The organism is Streptomyces sp. P9-2B-2, from assembly GCF_030406865.1.
Classification (GTDB): domain Bacteria; phylum Actinomycetota; class Actinomycetes; order Streptomycetales; family Streptomycetaceae; genus Streptomyces; species Streptomyces platensis.
Map to the genome: position 1 here is coordinate 8,191,261 of NZ_CP129126.1, position 14,155 is coordinate 8,205,415.

At 70.3% G+C, this 14,155-nt stretch carries 16 protein-coding genes; 7 read left to right on the forward strand and 9 right to left on the reverse strand.

Going from position 1 to position 14,155, the window contains the following annotated elements:
* Positions 1-77 precede the first annotated feature (77 nt).
* The 3 genes from QT196_RS35935 to QT196_RS35945 all read left to right on the forward strand — a co-directional run bounded on the left by QT196_RS35935 (position 78) and on the right by QT196_RS35945 (position 2,834).
* Positions 78-953: an endonuclease gene (locus QT196_RS35935; RefSeq protein ID WP_248001480.1), complete on the forward strand. Its 876-nt coding sequence runs from the start codon at positions 78-80 to the stop codon at positions 951-953.
* A 200-nt stretch (positions 954-1,153) separates the two neighbouring features.
* Entirely contained in the window at positions 1,154-2,338 is a 1,185-nt protein-coding gene (locus tag QT196_RS35940; RefSeq protein ID WP_248001481.1) for a serine hydrolase, read from the forward strand.
* 292 nt (positions 2,339-2,630) lie between these two features.
* Entirely contained in the window at positions 2,631-2,834 is a 204-nt protein-coding gene (locus tag QT196_RS35945; protein WP_085922226.1) for a cold-shock protein, read from the forward strand.
* Between the two features lie 147 nt (positions 2,835-2,981).
* Here the strand turns inward: QT196_RS35945 and QT196_RS35950 are convergent, their stop codons facing one another.
* Together QT196_RS35950 and QT196_RS35955 are read right to left on the reverse strand one after the other, a co-directional pair.
* Positions 2,982-3,176: an antitoxin gene (locus tag QT196_RS35950; protein WP_085922225.1), complete on the reverse strand. Its 195-nt coding sequence runs from the start codon at positions 3,174-3,176 to the stop codon at positions 2,982-2,984.
* Positions 3,177-3,287: 111 nt separating this feature from the next.
* Positions 3,288-4,313: an alpha/beta fold hydrolase gene (locus QT196_RS35955; RefSeq protein ID WP_290356434.1), complete on the reverse strand. Its 1,026-nt coding sequence runs from the start codon at positions 4,311-4,313 to the stop codon at positions 3,288-3,290.
* 196 nt (positions 4,314-4,509) lie between these two features.
* On the opposite strand from QT196_RS35955, the gene QT196_RS35960 reads away from it, so the two are divergent.
* The 3 genes from QT196_RS35960 (at position 4,510) to QT196_RS35970 (ending at position 7,022) form a co-directional block, all read left to right on the forward strand.
* Positions 4,510-4,815, forward strand: coding sequence for a hypothetical protein (locus tag QT196_RS35960; protein ID WP_266736618.1), 306 nt, complete (start codon positions 4,510-4,512; stop codon positions 4,813-4,815).
* A 161-nt stretch (positions 4,816-4,976) separates the two neighbouring features.
* A complete protein-coding gene (locus tag QT196_RS35965) occupies positions 4,977-5,396 on the forward strand; it encodes a hypothetical protein (protein ID WP_290356435.1) in 420 nt (139 codons plus the stop codon).
* Between the two features lie 96 nt (positions 5,397-5,492).
* Positions 5,493-7,022 (forward strand): SDR family oxidoreductase, encoded by a 1,530-nt coding sequence (locus tag QT196_RS35970; protein ID WP_168482802.1) that lies wholly within the window; start codon positions 5,493-5,495, stop codon positions 7,020-7,022.
* A gap of 127 nt (positions 7,023-7,149) precedes the next feature.
* On the opposite strand, the gene QT196_RS35975 is transcribed toward QT196_RS35970, so the two are convergent.
* The 3 genes from QT196_RS35975 to QT196_RS35985 all read right to left on the reverse strand — a co-directional run bounded on the left by QT196_RS35975 (position 7,150) and on the right by QT196_RS35985 (position 9,715).
* Positions 7,150-7,602, reverse strand: coding sequence for a spore-associated protein A (locus QT196_RS35975; RefSeq protein ID WP_168482803.1), 453 nt, complete (start codon positions 7,600-7,602; stop codon positions 7,150-7,152).
* A 205-nt stretch (positions 7,603-7,807) separates the two neighbouring features.
* Complete coding sequence (locus tag QT196_RS35980; protein WP_168482804.1) at positions 7,808-8,674, reverse strand: lysozyme; 867 nt, start codon at positions 8,672-8,674, stop codon at positions 7,808-7,810.
* A gap of 387 nt (positions 8,675-9,061) precedes the next feature.
* Positions 9,062-9,715, reverse strand: coding sequence for a transglycosylase SLT domain-containing protein (locus QT196_RS35985; RefSeq protein ID WP_211117501.1), 654 nt, complete (start codon positions 9,713-9,715; stop codon positions 9,062-9,064).
* A 712-nt stretch (positions 9,716-10,427) separates the two neighbouring features.
* Here QT196_RS35985 and QT196_RS35990 point away from each other — a divergent pair.
* Positions 10,428-10,625 (forward strand): hypothetical protein, encoded by a 198-nt coding sequence (locus QT196_RS35990; RefSeq protein ID WP_168482805.1) that lies wholly within the window; start codon positions 10,428-10,430, stop codon positions 10,623-10,625.
* Positions 10,626-10,795: 170 nt separating this feature from the next.
* On the opposite strand, the gene QT196_RS35995 is transcribed toward QT196_RS35990, so the two are convergent.
* The 4 genes from QT196_RS35995 to QT196_RS36010 form a co-directional block, all read right to left on the reverse strand.
* On the reverse strand, positions 10,796-11,512 hold the full coding sequence (locus QT196_RS35995) for a transglycosylase SLT domain-containing protein (protein ID WP_168482806.1): 717 nt from the start codon (positions 11,510-11,512) through the stop codon (positions 10,796-10,798).
* A 480-nt stretch (positions 11,513-11,992) separates the two neighbouring features.
* On the reverse strand, positions 11,993-12,841 hold the full coding sequence (locus tag QT196_RS36000; protein WP_168482807.1) for an SRPBCC family protein: 849 nt from the start codon (positions 12,839-12,841) through the stop codon (positions 11,993-11,995).
* Positions 12,838-13,155: a metalloregulator ArsR/SmtB family transcription factor gene (locus tag QT196_RS36005; RefSeq protein WP_168482808.1), complete on the reverse strand. Its 318-nt coding sequence runs from the start codon at positions 13,153-13,155 to the stop codon at positions 12,838-12,840. The genes QT196_RS36000 and QT196_RS36005 overlap by 4 nt, the downstream gene beginning before the upstream one ends.
* A 61-nt stretch (positions 13,156-13,216) precedes the next feature.
* Positions 13,217-14,116, reverse strand: a complete 900-nt coding sequence (locus QT196_RS36010) for an alpha/beta hydrolase (protein WP_168482809.1) — start codon at positions 14,114-14,116, stop codon at positions 13,217-13,219.
* Between the last annotated feature and the right edge of the window lie 39 nt (positions 14,117-14,155).

The window sequence follows — 14,155 nt, forward strand, 5'->3', positions numbered from 1 at the left end:
CGCTCCCAACGGCCGGTGCCGGTCGTGCCCCACATTTTCACGACTCGGCGCCACAATTCGGGGAGAGGACACCTCTCGTGGAGAACAAACGCGTGACCCGTCGCGCCCGTATCGCGCTGGCGCTGGCCGGCGGCACGGCATTGACGGCGGTGGTCGCACAGATTCCGGCGAATGCGACGGCCGGTCAGGCCGCACCGCACCGGGCCGCTGCCGCAGCTCAGCAGGCGTCCCGGTCCGCCGGCACGGCTGACGGTACGTCGTATGACGACACGTACTACAAAGACGCCGAGGGCAAGACCGGCCAGGCGCTCAAGGACGCGCTGCACCGGATCATCAGCACCACTCAGACCGGAAAGCTGACGTACGACCAGGTCTGGGACGCCCTCAAGGAAACCGACCAGGACCCGGACAACAGCGGAAATGTCATTCTGCTGTACACCGGCCGTTCGCAGAGCAAGGACGCCAACGGCGGCAGCCCGGACGACTGGAATCGTGAGCACGTCTGGGCGAAGTCGCATGGTGACTTCGGTACGGATACCGGTCCCGGTACCGATATCCACCATTTGCGCCCGGAGGATGTGTCCGTCAACAGCATCCGCGGCAACAAGGACTTCGACAACGGCGGCACGAAGGTCGACGAGGCGCCCGGGAACTTCAGCGACGACGACTCCTTCGAGCCCCGTGACGCGGTCAAGGGTGATGTCGCCCGCATGATCCTGTACATGGCCGTCCGCTATGACGGGGGCGACGGATTCCCCGATCTGGAGCCCAATGACAACGTCGACAACGGCACCCAGCCGCATATCGGCCGGCTTTCCGTCCTCAAGAAGTGGAGCGAGCAGGACCCGCCGGACACCTTCGAAAAGCACCGCAACCAGGTGATATTCGACAAGTACCAGCACAACAGGAACCCGTTCATCGACCACCCCGAATGGGTCGGCAAGATCTGGTAGCCCTTTCGGCCGGGCCCGGCGGTCATTCCCCCGGGCCCGGCCCACCGCCTACGGCAGTCGGGGCGCCCGCGCATCGGATGGAGTAGGCCAACCAGCGCGCGGCGGCGGTCGTTTTTAGCGTGGGCCACATGTCTAGCGTGAGTTGGGCCTCCGTCAGAGTCGTTACCGCCGCCACTGTTTGTGCCGCGAGCCTGTGGGTCGTGCCCGGCCAGGCAGCCGCCGATGGCCCGCACGGCATCGACGACCTGCGGCCCGCGGCGCACACGGCCGAACCCGCCGAGGTCGAGAGCCGGCTGGACGGGCGCGGAGTGCAGTTCCGGCCCCGGTCGGACGTGCCCGAGCTGCCGGAGGTCACCGCCCTGTCGTGGATGGTGACGGACCTGGCGAGCGGCAAGGTCCTCGCGGCCAAGGACGTCCACCGGCCCCTGCCACCCGCCAGCACCCTCAAGACGCTCTTCGCCCTGACGGTGCTGCCGAAGTTCTCCCAGGGCGAGGTGCACACCGTCTCCCTGGCGGACCTGGCCGGGATCGAGTCGGGCAGCTCCCTCGCCGGTCTCAGGGAGGACATGCCCTACCAGGTCGCCGATCTGTGGCACGGCGTGTTCCTCAGCTCGGGCAGCGACGCGGTGCACACCCTGGCCAGCATGAACGGCGGCTGGCGCAAGACGGTCGACGATATGCAGGAGACCGCCCGCCGCCTCGGCGCCCGCGACACCCGGGTGGCGTCCGCGGACGGCTTCGACACGCCGGGACAGGTCTCGTCGGCCTACGATCTGACGCTCTTCGGGCAGGCCGGGCTGACCAACACGGACTTCGCCCACTTCGCCTCGACGAAGCGGGCCCAGCTCCCGCAGGACGGGGGCCCGGACGCGTTCACCATCCAGAACACCAACCGGCTGCTGGTCGGCTCACACGGCGTCAGACCGTACGACGGCCTGATCGGGGTGAAGAACGGCTATACGACCCATGCCGGCAACACCCTGATCGCCGCCGCCCGGCGCGACGGCCGGACGCTGCTGGTCACCCTCATGAATCCGCAGTCCGGCGGCCGGAACGCGGTCTACGAGGAGACCCGCGCCCTGCTGGACTGGGGCTTCGAGGCGGCTCCCCGGGCCGCGGCCGTCGGCGTGCTCCCCGCCATGGAGCGCGATGAACTCACCGGTGAACCGCGGCCTGTCGCCCACCGGCCGCGGCAGGTGCCGCTGCACAAGGCCGGGATCGCGGCGCAGACGGACGGCGTGCTGTTCACGCGGAACTGGTGGTTCCTGTCCGCGGCCGGCGCCGTCGCGGTCATCGGCGCCGCCGGGCTCGGCACCGCGCTGTGGCGGCGCCGGCGCACCGCGCGCGCGAGCGGGGACGGCGAGTCCGGGGCCGGGTCCGCCTGAGGCCGTCCGCGCGCCGCCGGTTGTCGTACATCCATCCGATCGGTCAGGAATACGGAGGACAGCCGATGGCCTTGCCCGGTGAAGGGCGACGCGTCAGTCACGGTTGTGCGGCCTGCCGGGCGTTGCTCGGTGTAGCGTCCTGATCAGCTGTCGTGGTTCCGAAGTGCCGGACGCCCGTGTCGCCTTCACGGGCGTCCTTGCTGTGTAGCGCGTCTCCGGGCCAGGGCGATCACCTCCGGGTTCCGCAGCAGGCGGAAGCCGATTCGAGCCCATTGAACGAAGGAGACGGAATATGGCTTCAGGCACCGTGAAGTGGTTCAACTCGGAGAAGGGCTTCGGCTTCATCGCCCAGGACGGCGGCGGCGCCGACGTCTTCGCGCACTACTCGAACATCGACGCCACGGGCTTCCGTGAGCTTCAGGAGGGCCAGAAGGTGACCTTCGAGGTCACCCAGGGCCAGAAGGGCCCCCAGGCGGAGAAGATCCGGTTGGCGTAGGTCCGGGCGACTCGCCCCTCGGTGCCCGCTCCCGACCCCCGGGGCGGGCACCGTCGTGTGGCGCGTGGCCCGGCGGACCACGCGGTGCTCATCCGTACGGCGTAAGCGGTGGGGCGGTCGTGACCGCCGCAGGTTCAGGGCGGTGATTCAGGGCCGCGGCGGCTGATCCGGGCCCTTCCCGCCGCCGAACTCGTCCCTGAGCTTCTCCTGGCCGGTGTCCACCTGGCCCTTGAACTTGCCCTGGCTCTTGTCGTCGGCCATGTCGCCGGCCTTGTCGATGCCCTTGTCCGTCTGGCTTTCGTGGCCCTTCAGCATGCTCTTGATCTTGTCCATCATGGACATGATGCGTCCTCCTCACGAAGGTCCCCCACGACTCCAGCATCACCCCCTCCCAGGCGATCTGCATCCGCGCACCCGGGCGCCGCTGGGGCCCCGGCCGCGGGGGCGCCCCGTTCAGGAACCGCTCGGGACCGGGGCCTTCATCCGGTCGCTGATGAACTTGATCGAACCGGCCGCCATGCCCTTCTGGTAGTCCCAGGCGTTGTGCCGGCCGTCGGGGATGATCTGCAGGGCGGTGCGGATCGGGCCCTTGCCGTAGGTCTGCCGAAAGCGGTTGATGGGGGCGATGACCTTGCTGGACTCCCTGGAGCCGGCCTGGAAGGCGAGATAGACGTCCGGACCGCCCTTGCGCAGCAGGCCCTGGGCGAGCTTCGCCGGATCGTTGGCGTACTTCTCCGCCTGGTGGCCCGCCCACAACGGCGAATCGGGCGCCAGATCCGGGCCGCTGGCTATCGCCGCCTTGAACTTGTCCGGGTGCTTCAGCACCGACTTCAGCCCGGCGAAGCCGCCCGAGGACGACCCCATGAAGGCCCAGCCGTCGCGGGACTTGAAGGTACGGAAGTTGGCCCGGGCCAGCTGGACGACGTCCTCGGTCAGCCAGGTCCCCATCTTCTGGCTGCCGGGTATATCGCTGGCGTCGTGGTACCGGGTGTCCGGGTTGAGCATCGGCATCACCACGAGGAACGGCAGGCTCTTGCCCTCCTCGGTCCACCGGGTGAGGTTCTCCTGCAGCTCGATATCGCCGCCGACCCAGTAATTCGTGACCCCGCCGGGTTCCTTTGGGCTGCCCAGGCCGCCCGGCAGGGCTATCAGCACCGGAAATCCGCTTTTGGCGTATTTCGGGTCGCCGTATTCCTTGGGAGCCCAGACCCAGACGCTTCCGGTGACGCCGGATTTCTGGCCGTGCAGCGTCGCCCGCGCTATGTGGGTGCCGTCGTCCAGTGTCCGGGTGATACGGAAGTCGCTCTTCGGGCCGGTCGGCATGAGGGTGTCGTCGTCGACGGGCTTGGCCCGCGCGGCGCCGTCGCCCTTCCCACCGGCATTGAAGTCGACCGGCTGACCGGCGTCCGAGCAGCCGGCGAGCAGCACGGAGGAGGCGGCGAGCGCGGCGGCGAGCACGACGGCGTAGGGGCGTTTCACAGGGGACTCCGCGGCTGAGTGATCACGATCAAGTGCTCATAAAGAGGGAAAAGGGGGGCCGCGGGTTCCCGTGCCGCGAGCCGGGCCGCGGGGCTCGTGCCACCCGTATGGAGCAGCGTCTCCCGGGCGGTTTCCACGGGGCGGTCCCCGGCTCGCTCGACGGGCACGGTCCCGTGGTCCGGCCGAGAATGCAGCGGTGAGCGATGAACACCGCAGTGCCGAGGACCCCGCGCCGCGCGCCGTGCCGTGTGACGAGGAACGACGGCTCGCCAGGAAGGCGCTGGCCGGCCATGCGCGGAACGCGGACGACCTGTCGTTGTTGATGGACATGCTGGGCCTGGATCCGAGCCGTGATCCGGACCATGAGGCGGCGTACGGCCATGAGAGGGGGCGCGGCCAGGACTGTGACGGCGGCCCGGGGAACGGGCGCGGCTCCGGACGTGAGCGGCGGCCGGATCTGCGCCGGGACCCCCGGTCGCGGTGGGGCGGGCCCCGGGCCTGACCCACGCCCCGGGCGCTCCGCCCCCCCGTCCGGCCCCGTCCGGCCCCGTCCGGCCGCTACCGGCCGCCCGCCCGGGTCAGCCGCACGGCACCTGGAGGCGCGGGAGAGCACCGCGCCGCCCTCACCCCGCTGACCAGGAGGGTCACGGCCCGCGCTTTGGCATGCCCCGGACGGGAATGATGGAATGCCTCGGTGCCAGCGACACCCTCCCCCCTCCGATCCGCCCCGCCGGCCTATGCCCCCTACGGCTGATCTTCTTCGACAAGCCGATGCTGCGCCTGCTGGACTGGGCCCTCGATCCGTTCCCGTTCCGCCCCCGGTGGTGGGTGACCCCGCGGGAGCTGCGGCACGAGCGTGCGGGCGACCCCGAGTTCTACTGCGCCTGGGTCGGTGAGCAGCTCGGCCGGCCGAAGCCCGCGGTCACCACGACGTTCATCCGGTTCCATGTCTGCCGGGGCATCGGTGCCCACGGACTGCTGGAGGTCGCCGCGGAGCACGGCTGGCAGCCCGACCCGGACCGCACGCTCCGCCCGCTGCGCCAGGTGCACCTGATCAGGACGGCCCGGCCGGACACCCGCTGACCCGCACCCCGCGCCGTAATGCCCGGTCGCGGAACCGGTGACACACTTGGCGGGCAGGCTGATCATGCTGCTACCGAGCCGGAGGAGGCCGCGCGGATGGCCGGCACAGGCGCCAGGCGGCACCCCACGGGACGCCCGCGCGCCCTGGTCACCGGCGCCACCGGCTACATCGGCGGCCGTCTGATCCCCGAGCTGCTGGCTGCCGGATACGCCGTACGGGCACTGGCCAGGACACCGGAGAAGCTGCGCGATCACCCCTGGGCCGGGCGGACGGAGGTGCAGAGCGGCGATGTCACCGACGAGGACTCGGTCCGGACCGCGGTGGCCGGTGTCGAGGTCGCGTACTACCTGGTGCACGCCCTGGGCAGCGGCGGCCGGTTCGAGGACACCGACCGCCGGGCCGCGCAGATCTTCGCCCGGCAGGCCCGCGCCGCCGGCGTCCGCCGCATCGTCTACCTCGGCGGCCTCACCCCCGAGGGCATCCCGGAACGGGAACTGTCGCCCCACCTGCGCTCCCGCGCCGAGGTCGCGGACATCCTGCTGGCATCCGGCGTCCCCACCGCCGTACTGCGCGCCGCCGTCATCATCGGCTCCGGCTCCGCCTCGTTCGAGATGCTGCGCTATCTCACCGAGCGGCTGCCGGTCATGGTCACCCCCAGCTGGGTGCGCACCCGCATCCAGCCGGTCGCCGTCCGCGATGTGCTGCGCTATCTGGTGGGCTGCGCCCGCCTCCCCGGCGACGTCAGCCGGGCCTTCGACATCGGCGGACCCGACATCCTCACCTACCGCGACATGATGCAGCGCTACGCACGGGTCGCCGGGCTGCCGGAACGGCTGATCCTCCCCGTGCCGATGCTCACCCCGCGCCTTTCCAGCCTCTGGATCGGCCTGGTCACCCCGGTGCCGCCCGGCCTGGCCCGCCCGCTCGCCGAATCGCTGCGCTACGAAGTCGTCTGCCACGAGCACGACATCGCCCGCTACGTCCCCGACCCGGACCCGCCGGGCCACCCCATCGCCTTCGACGACGCGCTGGAACTGGCGCTGCGCCGGGTGCGGGACGCCGAGGTCGCCACCCGCTGGTCCAACGCCGCGGTACCCGGAGCGCCGAGCGACCCGCTGCCGACCGACCCCGACTGGGCCGGCGGCAGCCTCTACACCGACCGGCGGGAGCGGGCCGTGGACGCGCCGCCCGAGGCGCTGTGGCGGGTCGTCGAAGGCATCGGCGGCGACAACGGCTGGTACTCCCTGCCGCTCGCCTGGGCGGTGCGCGGCTGGCTGGACCGGCTGGTCGGCGGGGTGGGGCTGCGCCGCGGCCGACGGGACGCCGGCCGGCTGCGGGTCGGCGATTCGCTCGACTTCTGGCGCGTCGAGGAGGTCGAGCCGGGCCGGCTGCTGCGGCTGCGTGCCGAGATGCGGCTCCCGGGCCTGGCCTGGCTGGAACTGACGGTCGGCCGCGACGCCGACGGCCGTACGCTCTACGGGCAGCGGGCCCTGTTCCACCCGCACGGACTGACCGGCCACGCCTACTGGTGGTCCGTCTCCCCCTTCCACGCCGCGGTGTTCGGCGGTATGGCCCGCAACATCGCGGCCGCCGCGGCGGCCGAGCACCGGAGCCGTCCGGCGTGATCGCGCCCCCGTTGAAGGTCGCCAAGTAGGCGTACGGGCAGGTGAGTTGTGGCCCCGGCCCGCCCCGCGATACGCCGACGGCGGGTTCCCGGGTGGACGCTGCCCGGGAACCCGCCGTCGTGGGGGATCAGTGGTGTGTCACCACACCGGCCGCCATCCGGCCGCAGTTGGAGCCGGAAACGCTGACGCTGACCGACTCGATCGCGCCGCCCCAGTCCACACAGATGCCCTTTCCGGGCAGATAGACGGGACCGGCGTACGAGGTGTACTGACCGCTGTCGTAAACCCAGTCGGAACTGCCGTCGGTGGCCGTGAGGTAGGTGTACATGTACACCTTCTTGCCGGGGCTGTTCCGCACCGTCACGACACAGTTCTTTCCGGTCTTGGCGCTGTACGTCAGGTACACGGTCCCCTTTCCGGTGACCGGTACGGAATTCACTACGCTGTAGCCGCTTCCGCAGGCTCCGTTGTACTTGGCGGCGGCCGCCGGTGCGGCGGACGCGGTGGTGGCTGTCGCCATCGTGGCGATACCGGCCACGGCCAGTGCCGCGGCTCCTGTGATGGCACGAGAACGCTTCATGGAAAACCCCCCGTTGGGTGCAGTGCGTCGCGTGGTCATTTCGCAGTGTTGGACAGCGTTCGGCCGTGGATGGTTGTACCGCGGCGGGAATTCGCGGTCATCCCGGAGGAGTTGTCCAAAAACGGTGCCCGGCCGTCGCGCGCCACGGAAACGGCCGGTCCCCGGCGCCGCGGGGGGCGCCGGGGACCGGCCGTTGCGAATGGTGTCAGTCGCCGTCAGCGAGGACCTGGAGGCGGGTGAACGAACCGTTGAAACGGTTCCGGTCGCCGACCACATGGCCCGAGGAGGTGTGCTGCCAGATGCTGTGGAAGTGCCAGCCGGCCGGCAGTGCGCCCACGGACGAGCCGTAGCGCGGGATCCACAGCGGGTTCGTCCGGCCGAACTTTCCGGAGTTGCCGGTGCACTTCTTCCACCAGTTGGTGGAGGTGTAGATGACCGCGTGGCGGCCGGTCTCCTCCCGGTAGGTCCGCGTGAAGTCGCGGATCCAGCTGACCATCGCCTTGTGGCTCTTGCCGTAGCAGGTCGCGCCGTAGGGGTTGTACTCCATGTCGAGCGCGCCGGGCAGCGTCCTGCCGTCCCCGGACCAGTCGCCGCCGTGGTCGGCGAAGTACCGCGCCTGGGAGCCTCCGCTGGAGTGGTCGGGCAGGGCGAAGTGGTAGGCGCCATGGATCATGCCGGAGTTGTACGAGCCCCTGTACTGCTGTGTGAAGTACGGGTTCGTGTAGCTGGTCCCCTCGCTGGCCTTGACGTACGCGAAACGGACCCCGGACCTGCGCAGCGAGGACCAGCCGACCTTCTTGTTGTGACTGGAGACGTCGACGCCGGACACGCCCCTTCTGGACGAGGCCCGCGCCCCGGAACCGCCGGCCGCCGCCCGGTCGCCGCCCTCATGGGCCATGATCGTGGAACCCATCCAGTCCTGCTCGGGGTGGGCGGGTCTCTTCTCGGCGTCTGACGCCGTGGCGGAGCCGGGCAGCGCGAGGGGCAGAGCGAGCACGGAGAGAAGAGAAACGAGAGTTCCGGCCGCAAGGGGGACTGTACGGCGGGCCGGACCGGATCTGCGCAAGGGCATCGCATGCCTCCGAAGGCCTTCGGTTGAGTCAGGTTCGGCAGCTTTTGAGCAGAATCCTGCCGATAAGACACATATACGCAGAACCGCCTGACTCTATGACCCAATGACCCGTCAGTCCGCCGACCGGCCCTGCATCTCACCCGTCCGGCGGGCGGAAACGGATCCCCACGCCCCCGTTCCGGGCCTCCCCGGTCGCACGACAGAGCGAAGCGGGCCCCGGCACCGCCGGGACCCGCTCCACCGCGCAGCGGCGAACGCGCCATTCCGCCGCTTCGCAAGCTGCTCTATGCCGAGCCTGCCGGCTCGCTTGTGTGGTCCGTCATATCCCTCGCCTCATCTGGCTCGGCCGGCCTGGGGTGCCGGTGACGGCTCTTGTGCTCCGTCGGCTCAGTAGGCCGAGTCGACGTTGTCGATCGAGCCGTACCGGTCGGCCGCGTAGTTGGCCGCTGCGGTGATGTTGGCGATCGGGTCGGTGAGCTTATGGGGGGTGCCGGAGACGTGGTAGGTGTCGAACGTGGGCTGGATCACCTGGAGCAGGCCCTTGGAGGGCACGCCGTTGATGGCGTTGATGTCCCAGTCGTTGACGGCGTTGGGGTCACCGGCGGACTCCCGCATGATGTTGCGGTGCAGGCCCTCGTAGGAGCCGGGGATGCCCTTGGCCTTCATGATGTCCAGGGACTCGCGGATCCAGCCGTCAAGGTTGTTCGGGTACTCCTTGACGTCCTTGCGCTCGGCGGAGCGGTTGGCGGCCTGCTGGGCGCTGTGCTGCTTCTCGACAGCGGTGACCTTCACGTGGTCGGCGACCGAGGCGGTCACCGGACGGCTGGTCTTGGCGTCGTCCGCCTTGGCCGGCTGACCCTTCGCGCTGACGGGCTGGACCGCGGCGGGGGCGTGCTCAGAAGCGGCCTGAGCGGTGTCCGGGGCGGAGGTGAGGGCCAGGCCCGAGGTGGCACCCGCGGCGGCCAGGACGGCCACGGCGACCTTGTGGGTACGGGTGATGCGGGTGATACGGGCAGCGCGGGGCAGGGTGAAGCTGGGCATGCAGAGTGACCTCTTCCAGGTACTGGGGACGGGGAGGCGGCCTTTTTTGGCGGCGCGTAACGAACCGGAGGTCTTTGTTGCGTCCGCCGTGGGGCGTGAACCGCAAACTCGCTCTCAGTGCGTCGGAATCCATGGTTAACGCCGGTCCCGAATCGAGGCAATGGTGCTCTGTACTACTCATCTTCGTGAGATAAACCCGTATCGCGGAAGTGGTAAGCGTTCCCGGCGCCGTTGACCCGGAATGGGCGCATGGGTATCGACTAGGCAAGGTCGTAAGTGACATACATCGCGTGCCTCGGGTCACCCGATAACGGCCTCAAAGGCCGCTCGCGCCCCGTCCATAAGTTGCCTGGCTCACACCGGAATTAGCGCGGTCCGACCCCGGTTCGGGCGCGGGTTGCAGCGAATTCAGCCGGGTGCGGGCACGGCCGGACGGGCCGGTAATCCGTAAATGTGGCGCAGGGCACTGTGGCGGCGGCCAAAAGGGCGGCAATTGTGCCCTGATTCACGATCGGCCACGGCCGGATTTTGCCGCGGTGCGGAGCAGGGGAAAGCGGGACCGGCTCGGCCGTTGGTGAGAGCTCCGCTACGGCAATACGGCGGTGCCGCTGGTCCGTTCGCAGCAGCGCCCGGAGCTGTCGCATGACTCCGGGCCCGTCGCCCACGGAAGGTGGCAGCGCACACCGTCACCACTCACCGTAGGGACATCCTTATGCTCCGTCGTATTTCCGTCGTGCTCACGGGTCTTCTCGTCACCGGCTTCCTCGCGACCGGTGCGGCCGCCGCGGCGCCGGTCGATGGCCGCCACCAGGACCGCCTCACGGCCAAGGAGCGGCACGGACTCCGTATCGCCTCCGAGGTTCTCGACACGCTCTTCGGCGAGGGTCTGCCCCGGCGCGACCGCTACTGACCGGCGGCGGCCGGCGCCGAGGCCCGGCGCCGGTGCCGGAACGCAGACGGCAACGGCAGTGGCCCCACCCGCGGGATGCGGGCAGGGCCACTGCCGTTGCTGTGTTCGGGGCCGCGGTGCGCTCCCGGATCAGTCTGCTCCGACCGTCCTGACGGTCGCGTTTTCCCGGCTCAGTAGGCCGAGTTGACGTTGTCGATCGAGCCGTACCGGTCCGCGGCGTAGTTGGCCGCTGCGGTGATGTTGGCGATCGGGTCGGTGAGCTTATGGGGGGTGCCGGAGACGTGGTAGGTGTCGAACGTCGGCTGGATCACCTGGAGCAGGCCCTTGGAGGGCACGCCGTTGATGGCGTTGATGTCCCAGTCGTTGACGGCGTTGGGGTCACCGGCGGACTCCCGAATGATGTTGCGGTGCAGGCCCTCGTAGGAGCCCGGTATGCCCTTGGCCTTCATGATGTCGAGCGACTCACGGATCCAGCCGTCAAGGTTGTTCGCGTAGCGCTTCGGCGCGGCCTTCGGGGCCTTGGGAGCGGCCTTCGGGGCGGCCTTCGGCGCGACCAGGGCCTTGCGCTCGATGGAGCGGTTGGCGGCTTGCTCGGCGGCGTGGCTCTGCTTCTCGGCCGGGGCCACCTTGAGGCCGGCGGCGACGGAGGAGGCCACCGCACGGGCCTGCTTGCCGTCGTCGGCCCGGTCCTTCGCGGTGAGCGGCATGCCGTTGGCACTGACCGGCTTGACCGCGGCCGGCGCGTGGGCGGCCGTGGTGGTCGCGGCGTTGCCGGGCGCCGCGGTGAACGCCAGGGCGGCGGCGCAGCCCGCGGTGGCCACGAGTGCGGCGGAGACCTTGTGCGTACGGGTGAGGCGGACAGTGCGGGGCAGGGTGAAGTCGGGCATGCGGAGGTGACCTCTTCCAGGGCTTGGTGGCGGGGGAAACGGCCTTCGGTTGGCGCGTGAGGACCGAGGGTCATTGCCGCGTTACGCCGCTCCGGCTGAGATCGCGGGCTCGTTCTCGGTGCTAACGGGAAACATGGTTAGCGCGGGCCCGGGATGGTGGCAAAGATGCCTTGTACTACCTATCTTCGTGAGATTGGGTGGAATGTCCGTTGTAAATACCGCGAATCGCGGTAAGCGCGGGGTGGAGCCGCGACTAGGAATGCTCGTACGTGACGTACGTCGCGTGCCGCGCATCACGCGGGCAGGGCACGGCATTCCGTTTCACGGCACCGCGGAGTTGCCTGGCTCACACCGTGCGGGCGCGATTTCCGCGGCGGGCGCCGACGGGTCGGCAATGCCGAGGAGCGGCCCCATGCGCGACGCCCCCTAGGGAGTCCATAGGGGGCGCGAGTATGCGGCGGTAAAGCGGGAGGCGGGAATTCAGCCCGCCATCAGCTGCGCGGCGAGCTGCTCGATCCGTTCGTGCCACGCGTCCAGCGCGGCGTCCGTGTCGAAGCCCTGCGGGCCGGTCTGGGTGAGGACGAGCCGGGGGCCGTGGCCGGTGCCCTGGCCCAGCTCCCAGCGGACCGTGCCCTCCGGGTGCCAGCGGTACGCGAGCACTGCCGAGGCCGCGACCTCGGTGACGGGCCCGGCCGGCGCCTGCCGACTGGTGAAGCCGGCCGGCGCGGGCGCCCCAGCGGCGGGCTCGTCCCCCGAGGTCAGCGCGGCCCAGACGGTCTCGGTGGACCGTACGAGCTGACGCTCGAAACGGACCCGCGGCCCCTCCGCGGTGTCCTCGACCACCCCGCGCCCGAGATCGAACTGCTCCAGATACGCCTCGTGCAGCTCGCCCGCATCGCGCTCCACATGCGGCGAGTCGCCGTCGAGCAGCTGTGACAGCGCGGTGAGGCACAGATGCCAGCCGGAGGCGAAGCTGGCGCCGCCGAACCGGTCGCCGAAGGTGTGCACCAGGACCAGCAGCGAGCCGTCGCCGTCCGGGGTGATCTCCCAGCGCAGATGGTCCTCGCCCCAGGTGAACGCGAAGAGCCGGGGCTCCTCGGCATCGGTGACCGTGCCGGTCATGGCGATATCGCTCACCCCGGGCATGGCGAAGGTCATCGCGCCGCCGGGGCGGAGCTCCACGGTGACCTCGGAGGGGAACCACTGCCCCATGTGCGCCGGGTCGGTGATCGCCGACCAGACCTTCGCGGGCGGATGGGCGAGTCTGCGCTCCATACGCAGTGCGCTGCGGCCGTCGCCGGTGGTGAGGGTGTCGGAGTGCGGGTTCATCGGGGGTCGTCCTCCATGGCGTCGAGGTGCCGTTCCAGCACGTCCAGGCGGCCGGTCCACAGATGCCGGTAGTGGGCGAGCCAGGCGTCCAGCTCCGCCAGCGGCTCGGGCCGGAGCTCGTACCAGCGGCGCTGCGCGTCCTGCCGGACCTGGACGAGCCCGGCCTCCCGCAGCACCCGGAGATGCTTGGAGGTGCCGGGCTGGCTCAGCCCGAGCTGCTGTGTCAGCTCGCCGACCAGCCGTGGGCGCTCCAGCAGCAGGTCGAGGATCTTGCGCCGGCTCGGCTCCGCGAGTACGTCGAACGGTAGGGGCATGGCTTCAGCATGCCACTCGGGTTATATAGCCGCAAGGGAATGCTGTCGGAGGTCCCGCGGCTCACACACAGGCCGGATCGGCCGGTGACGGCTCCTCGCGCACCACCGGCGCCAGACAGGGCGCCGAGCTGAGCGGGCCGTCGGTGAAGAACCGGGCCGCCAAGTCCGCGACCTCCTGCGGGCGTTCGAGTACCACCCAGTGATCGGCATCGGGAATCGTCAGAAAGCGGCTGTCCGAGATGGTGGCCGCGAAGTCCCGCTGGCGGGCCGGGGAGGTCACCGTGTCGTGCTCGCCGCTGAAGACGAGGGTGGGGACGTCGGTCAGCCCGCCGGAGAAGTCCGGACGGTCCGAGATCCCGCGGCGCAGCGACTCGACCGCGTGCTGGGAGCTCCGGGCCGCGTGCAGCATCGAGCGCCGGACATAGCGGTAGGCCAGCTTCCGGCGGGCCACGTGCCGGCGGTCGTCGAGGCACATCAGGCCCTGCGCGACCAGGGTGGCGAAGGCTTCGTTGTCGCCCTGCGCGAGATGCTCGGAGGCCCGCCGCCACAGCTCGACCTGGGCGTCGCTGATATGCGCCGGGACCCCGCCGAGGGCCAGCCGCGCGATCCGCCCGGGGAACCGCCGGGCACACCCGTAGGCCAGACCCGCCCCGTACGAGAACCCGAAGAGGTTGATCCGCGGGACCTCCAGATCGTCGATGATCCGCTCCACCGCCGCGCACACGACATCGATGCTCGGCCCCGGGGGCAGCGGGTCCGCGCTGCCCATGCCCGGCAGATCGGCGGTGACCACGTCCGCCACCGGCCCCACGTGGTCCTCCATCTGCGGCCAGCCGTACATCCCCTGGAGGGCGCCGCCCAGCACCAGAACGGGCTCGGTGATCCGCTCCGGCTGGCGCAGTCGACGGTAGGAGTAGGACACCCCGCGCACCGACAGAGAACGGATCATTTCCTCGGACATGGCAGTTTCCTTCTCGGGGCACCGGCGGACGGGGCGCGC

What these genes read in the sequence shown, in the direction of transcription:
- QT196_RS35945 (WP_085922226.1), top strand. Translation starts at nt 2,631, where the DNA reads ATGGCTTCAGGCACCGTGAAGTGGTTCAACTCGGAGAAGGGCTTCGGC.
- QT196_RS35950 (WP_085922225.1), bottom strand. Translation starts at nt 3,176, where the DNA reads ATGTCCATGATGGACAAGATCAAGAGCATGCTGAAGGGCCACGAAAGC.
- QT196_RS35965 (WP_290356435.1), top strand. Translation starts at nt 4,977, where the DNA reads ATGCCCCGGACGGGAATGATGGAATGCCTCGGTGCCAGCGACACCCTC.
- QT196_RS35970 (WP_168482802.1), top strand. Translation starts at nt 5,493, where the DNA reads ATGGCCGGCACAGGCGCCAGGCGGCACCCCACGGGACGCCCGCGCGCC.
- QT196_RS35975 (WP_168482803.1), bottom strand. Translation starts at nt 7,602, where the DNA reads ATGAAGCGTTCTCGTGCCATCACAGGAGCCGCGGCACTGGCCGTGGCC.
- QT196_RS35980 (WP_168482804.1), bottom strand. Translation starts at nt 8,674, where the DNA reads ATGCCCTTGCGCAGATCCGGTCCGGCCCGCCGTACAGTCCCCCTTGCG.
- QT196_RS35985 (WP_211117501.1), bottom strand. Translation starts at nt 9,715, where the DNA reads ATGCCCAGCTTCACCCTGCCCCGCGCTGCCCGTATCACCCGCATCACC.
- QT196_RS35990 (WP_168482805.1), top strand. Translation starts at nt 10,428, where the DNA reads ATGCTCCGTCGTATTTCCGTCGTGCTCACGGGTCTTCTCGTCACCGGC.
- QT196_RS35995 (WP_168482806.1), bottom strand. Translation starts at nt 11,512, where the DNA reads ATGCCCGACTTCACCCTGCCCCGCACTGTCCGCCTCACCCGTACGCAC.
- QT196_RS36000 (WP_168482807.1), bottom strand. Translation starts at nt 12,841, where the DNA reads ATGAACCCGCACTCCGACACCCTCACCACCGGCGACGGCCGCAGCGCA.
- QT196_RS36005 (WP_168482808.1), bottom strand. Translation starts at nt 13,155, where the DNA reads ATGCCCCTACCGTTCGACGTACTCGCGGAGCCGAGCCGGCGCAAGATC.
- QT196_RS36010 (WP_168482809.1), bottom strand. Translation starts at nt 14,116, where the DNA reads ATGTCCGAGGAAATGATCCGTTCTCTGTCGGTGCGCGGGGTGTCCTAC.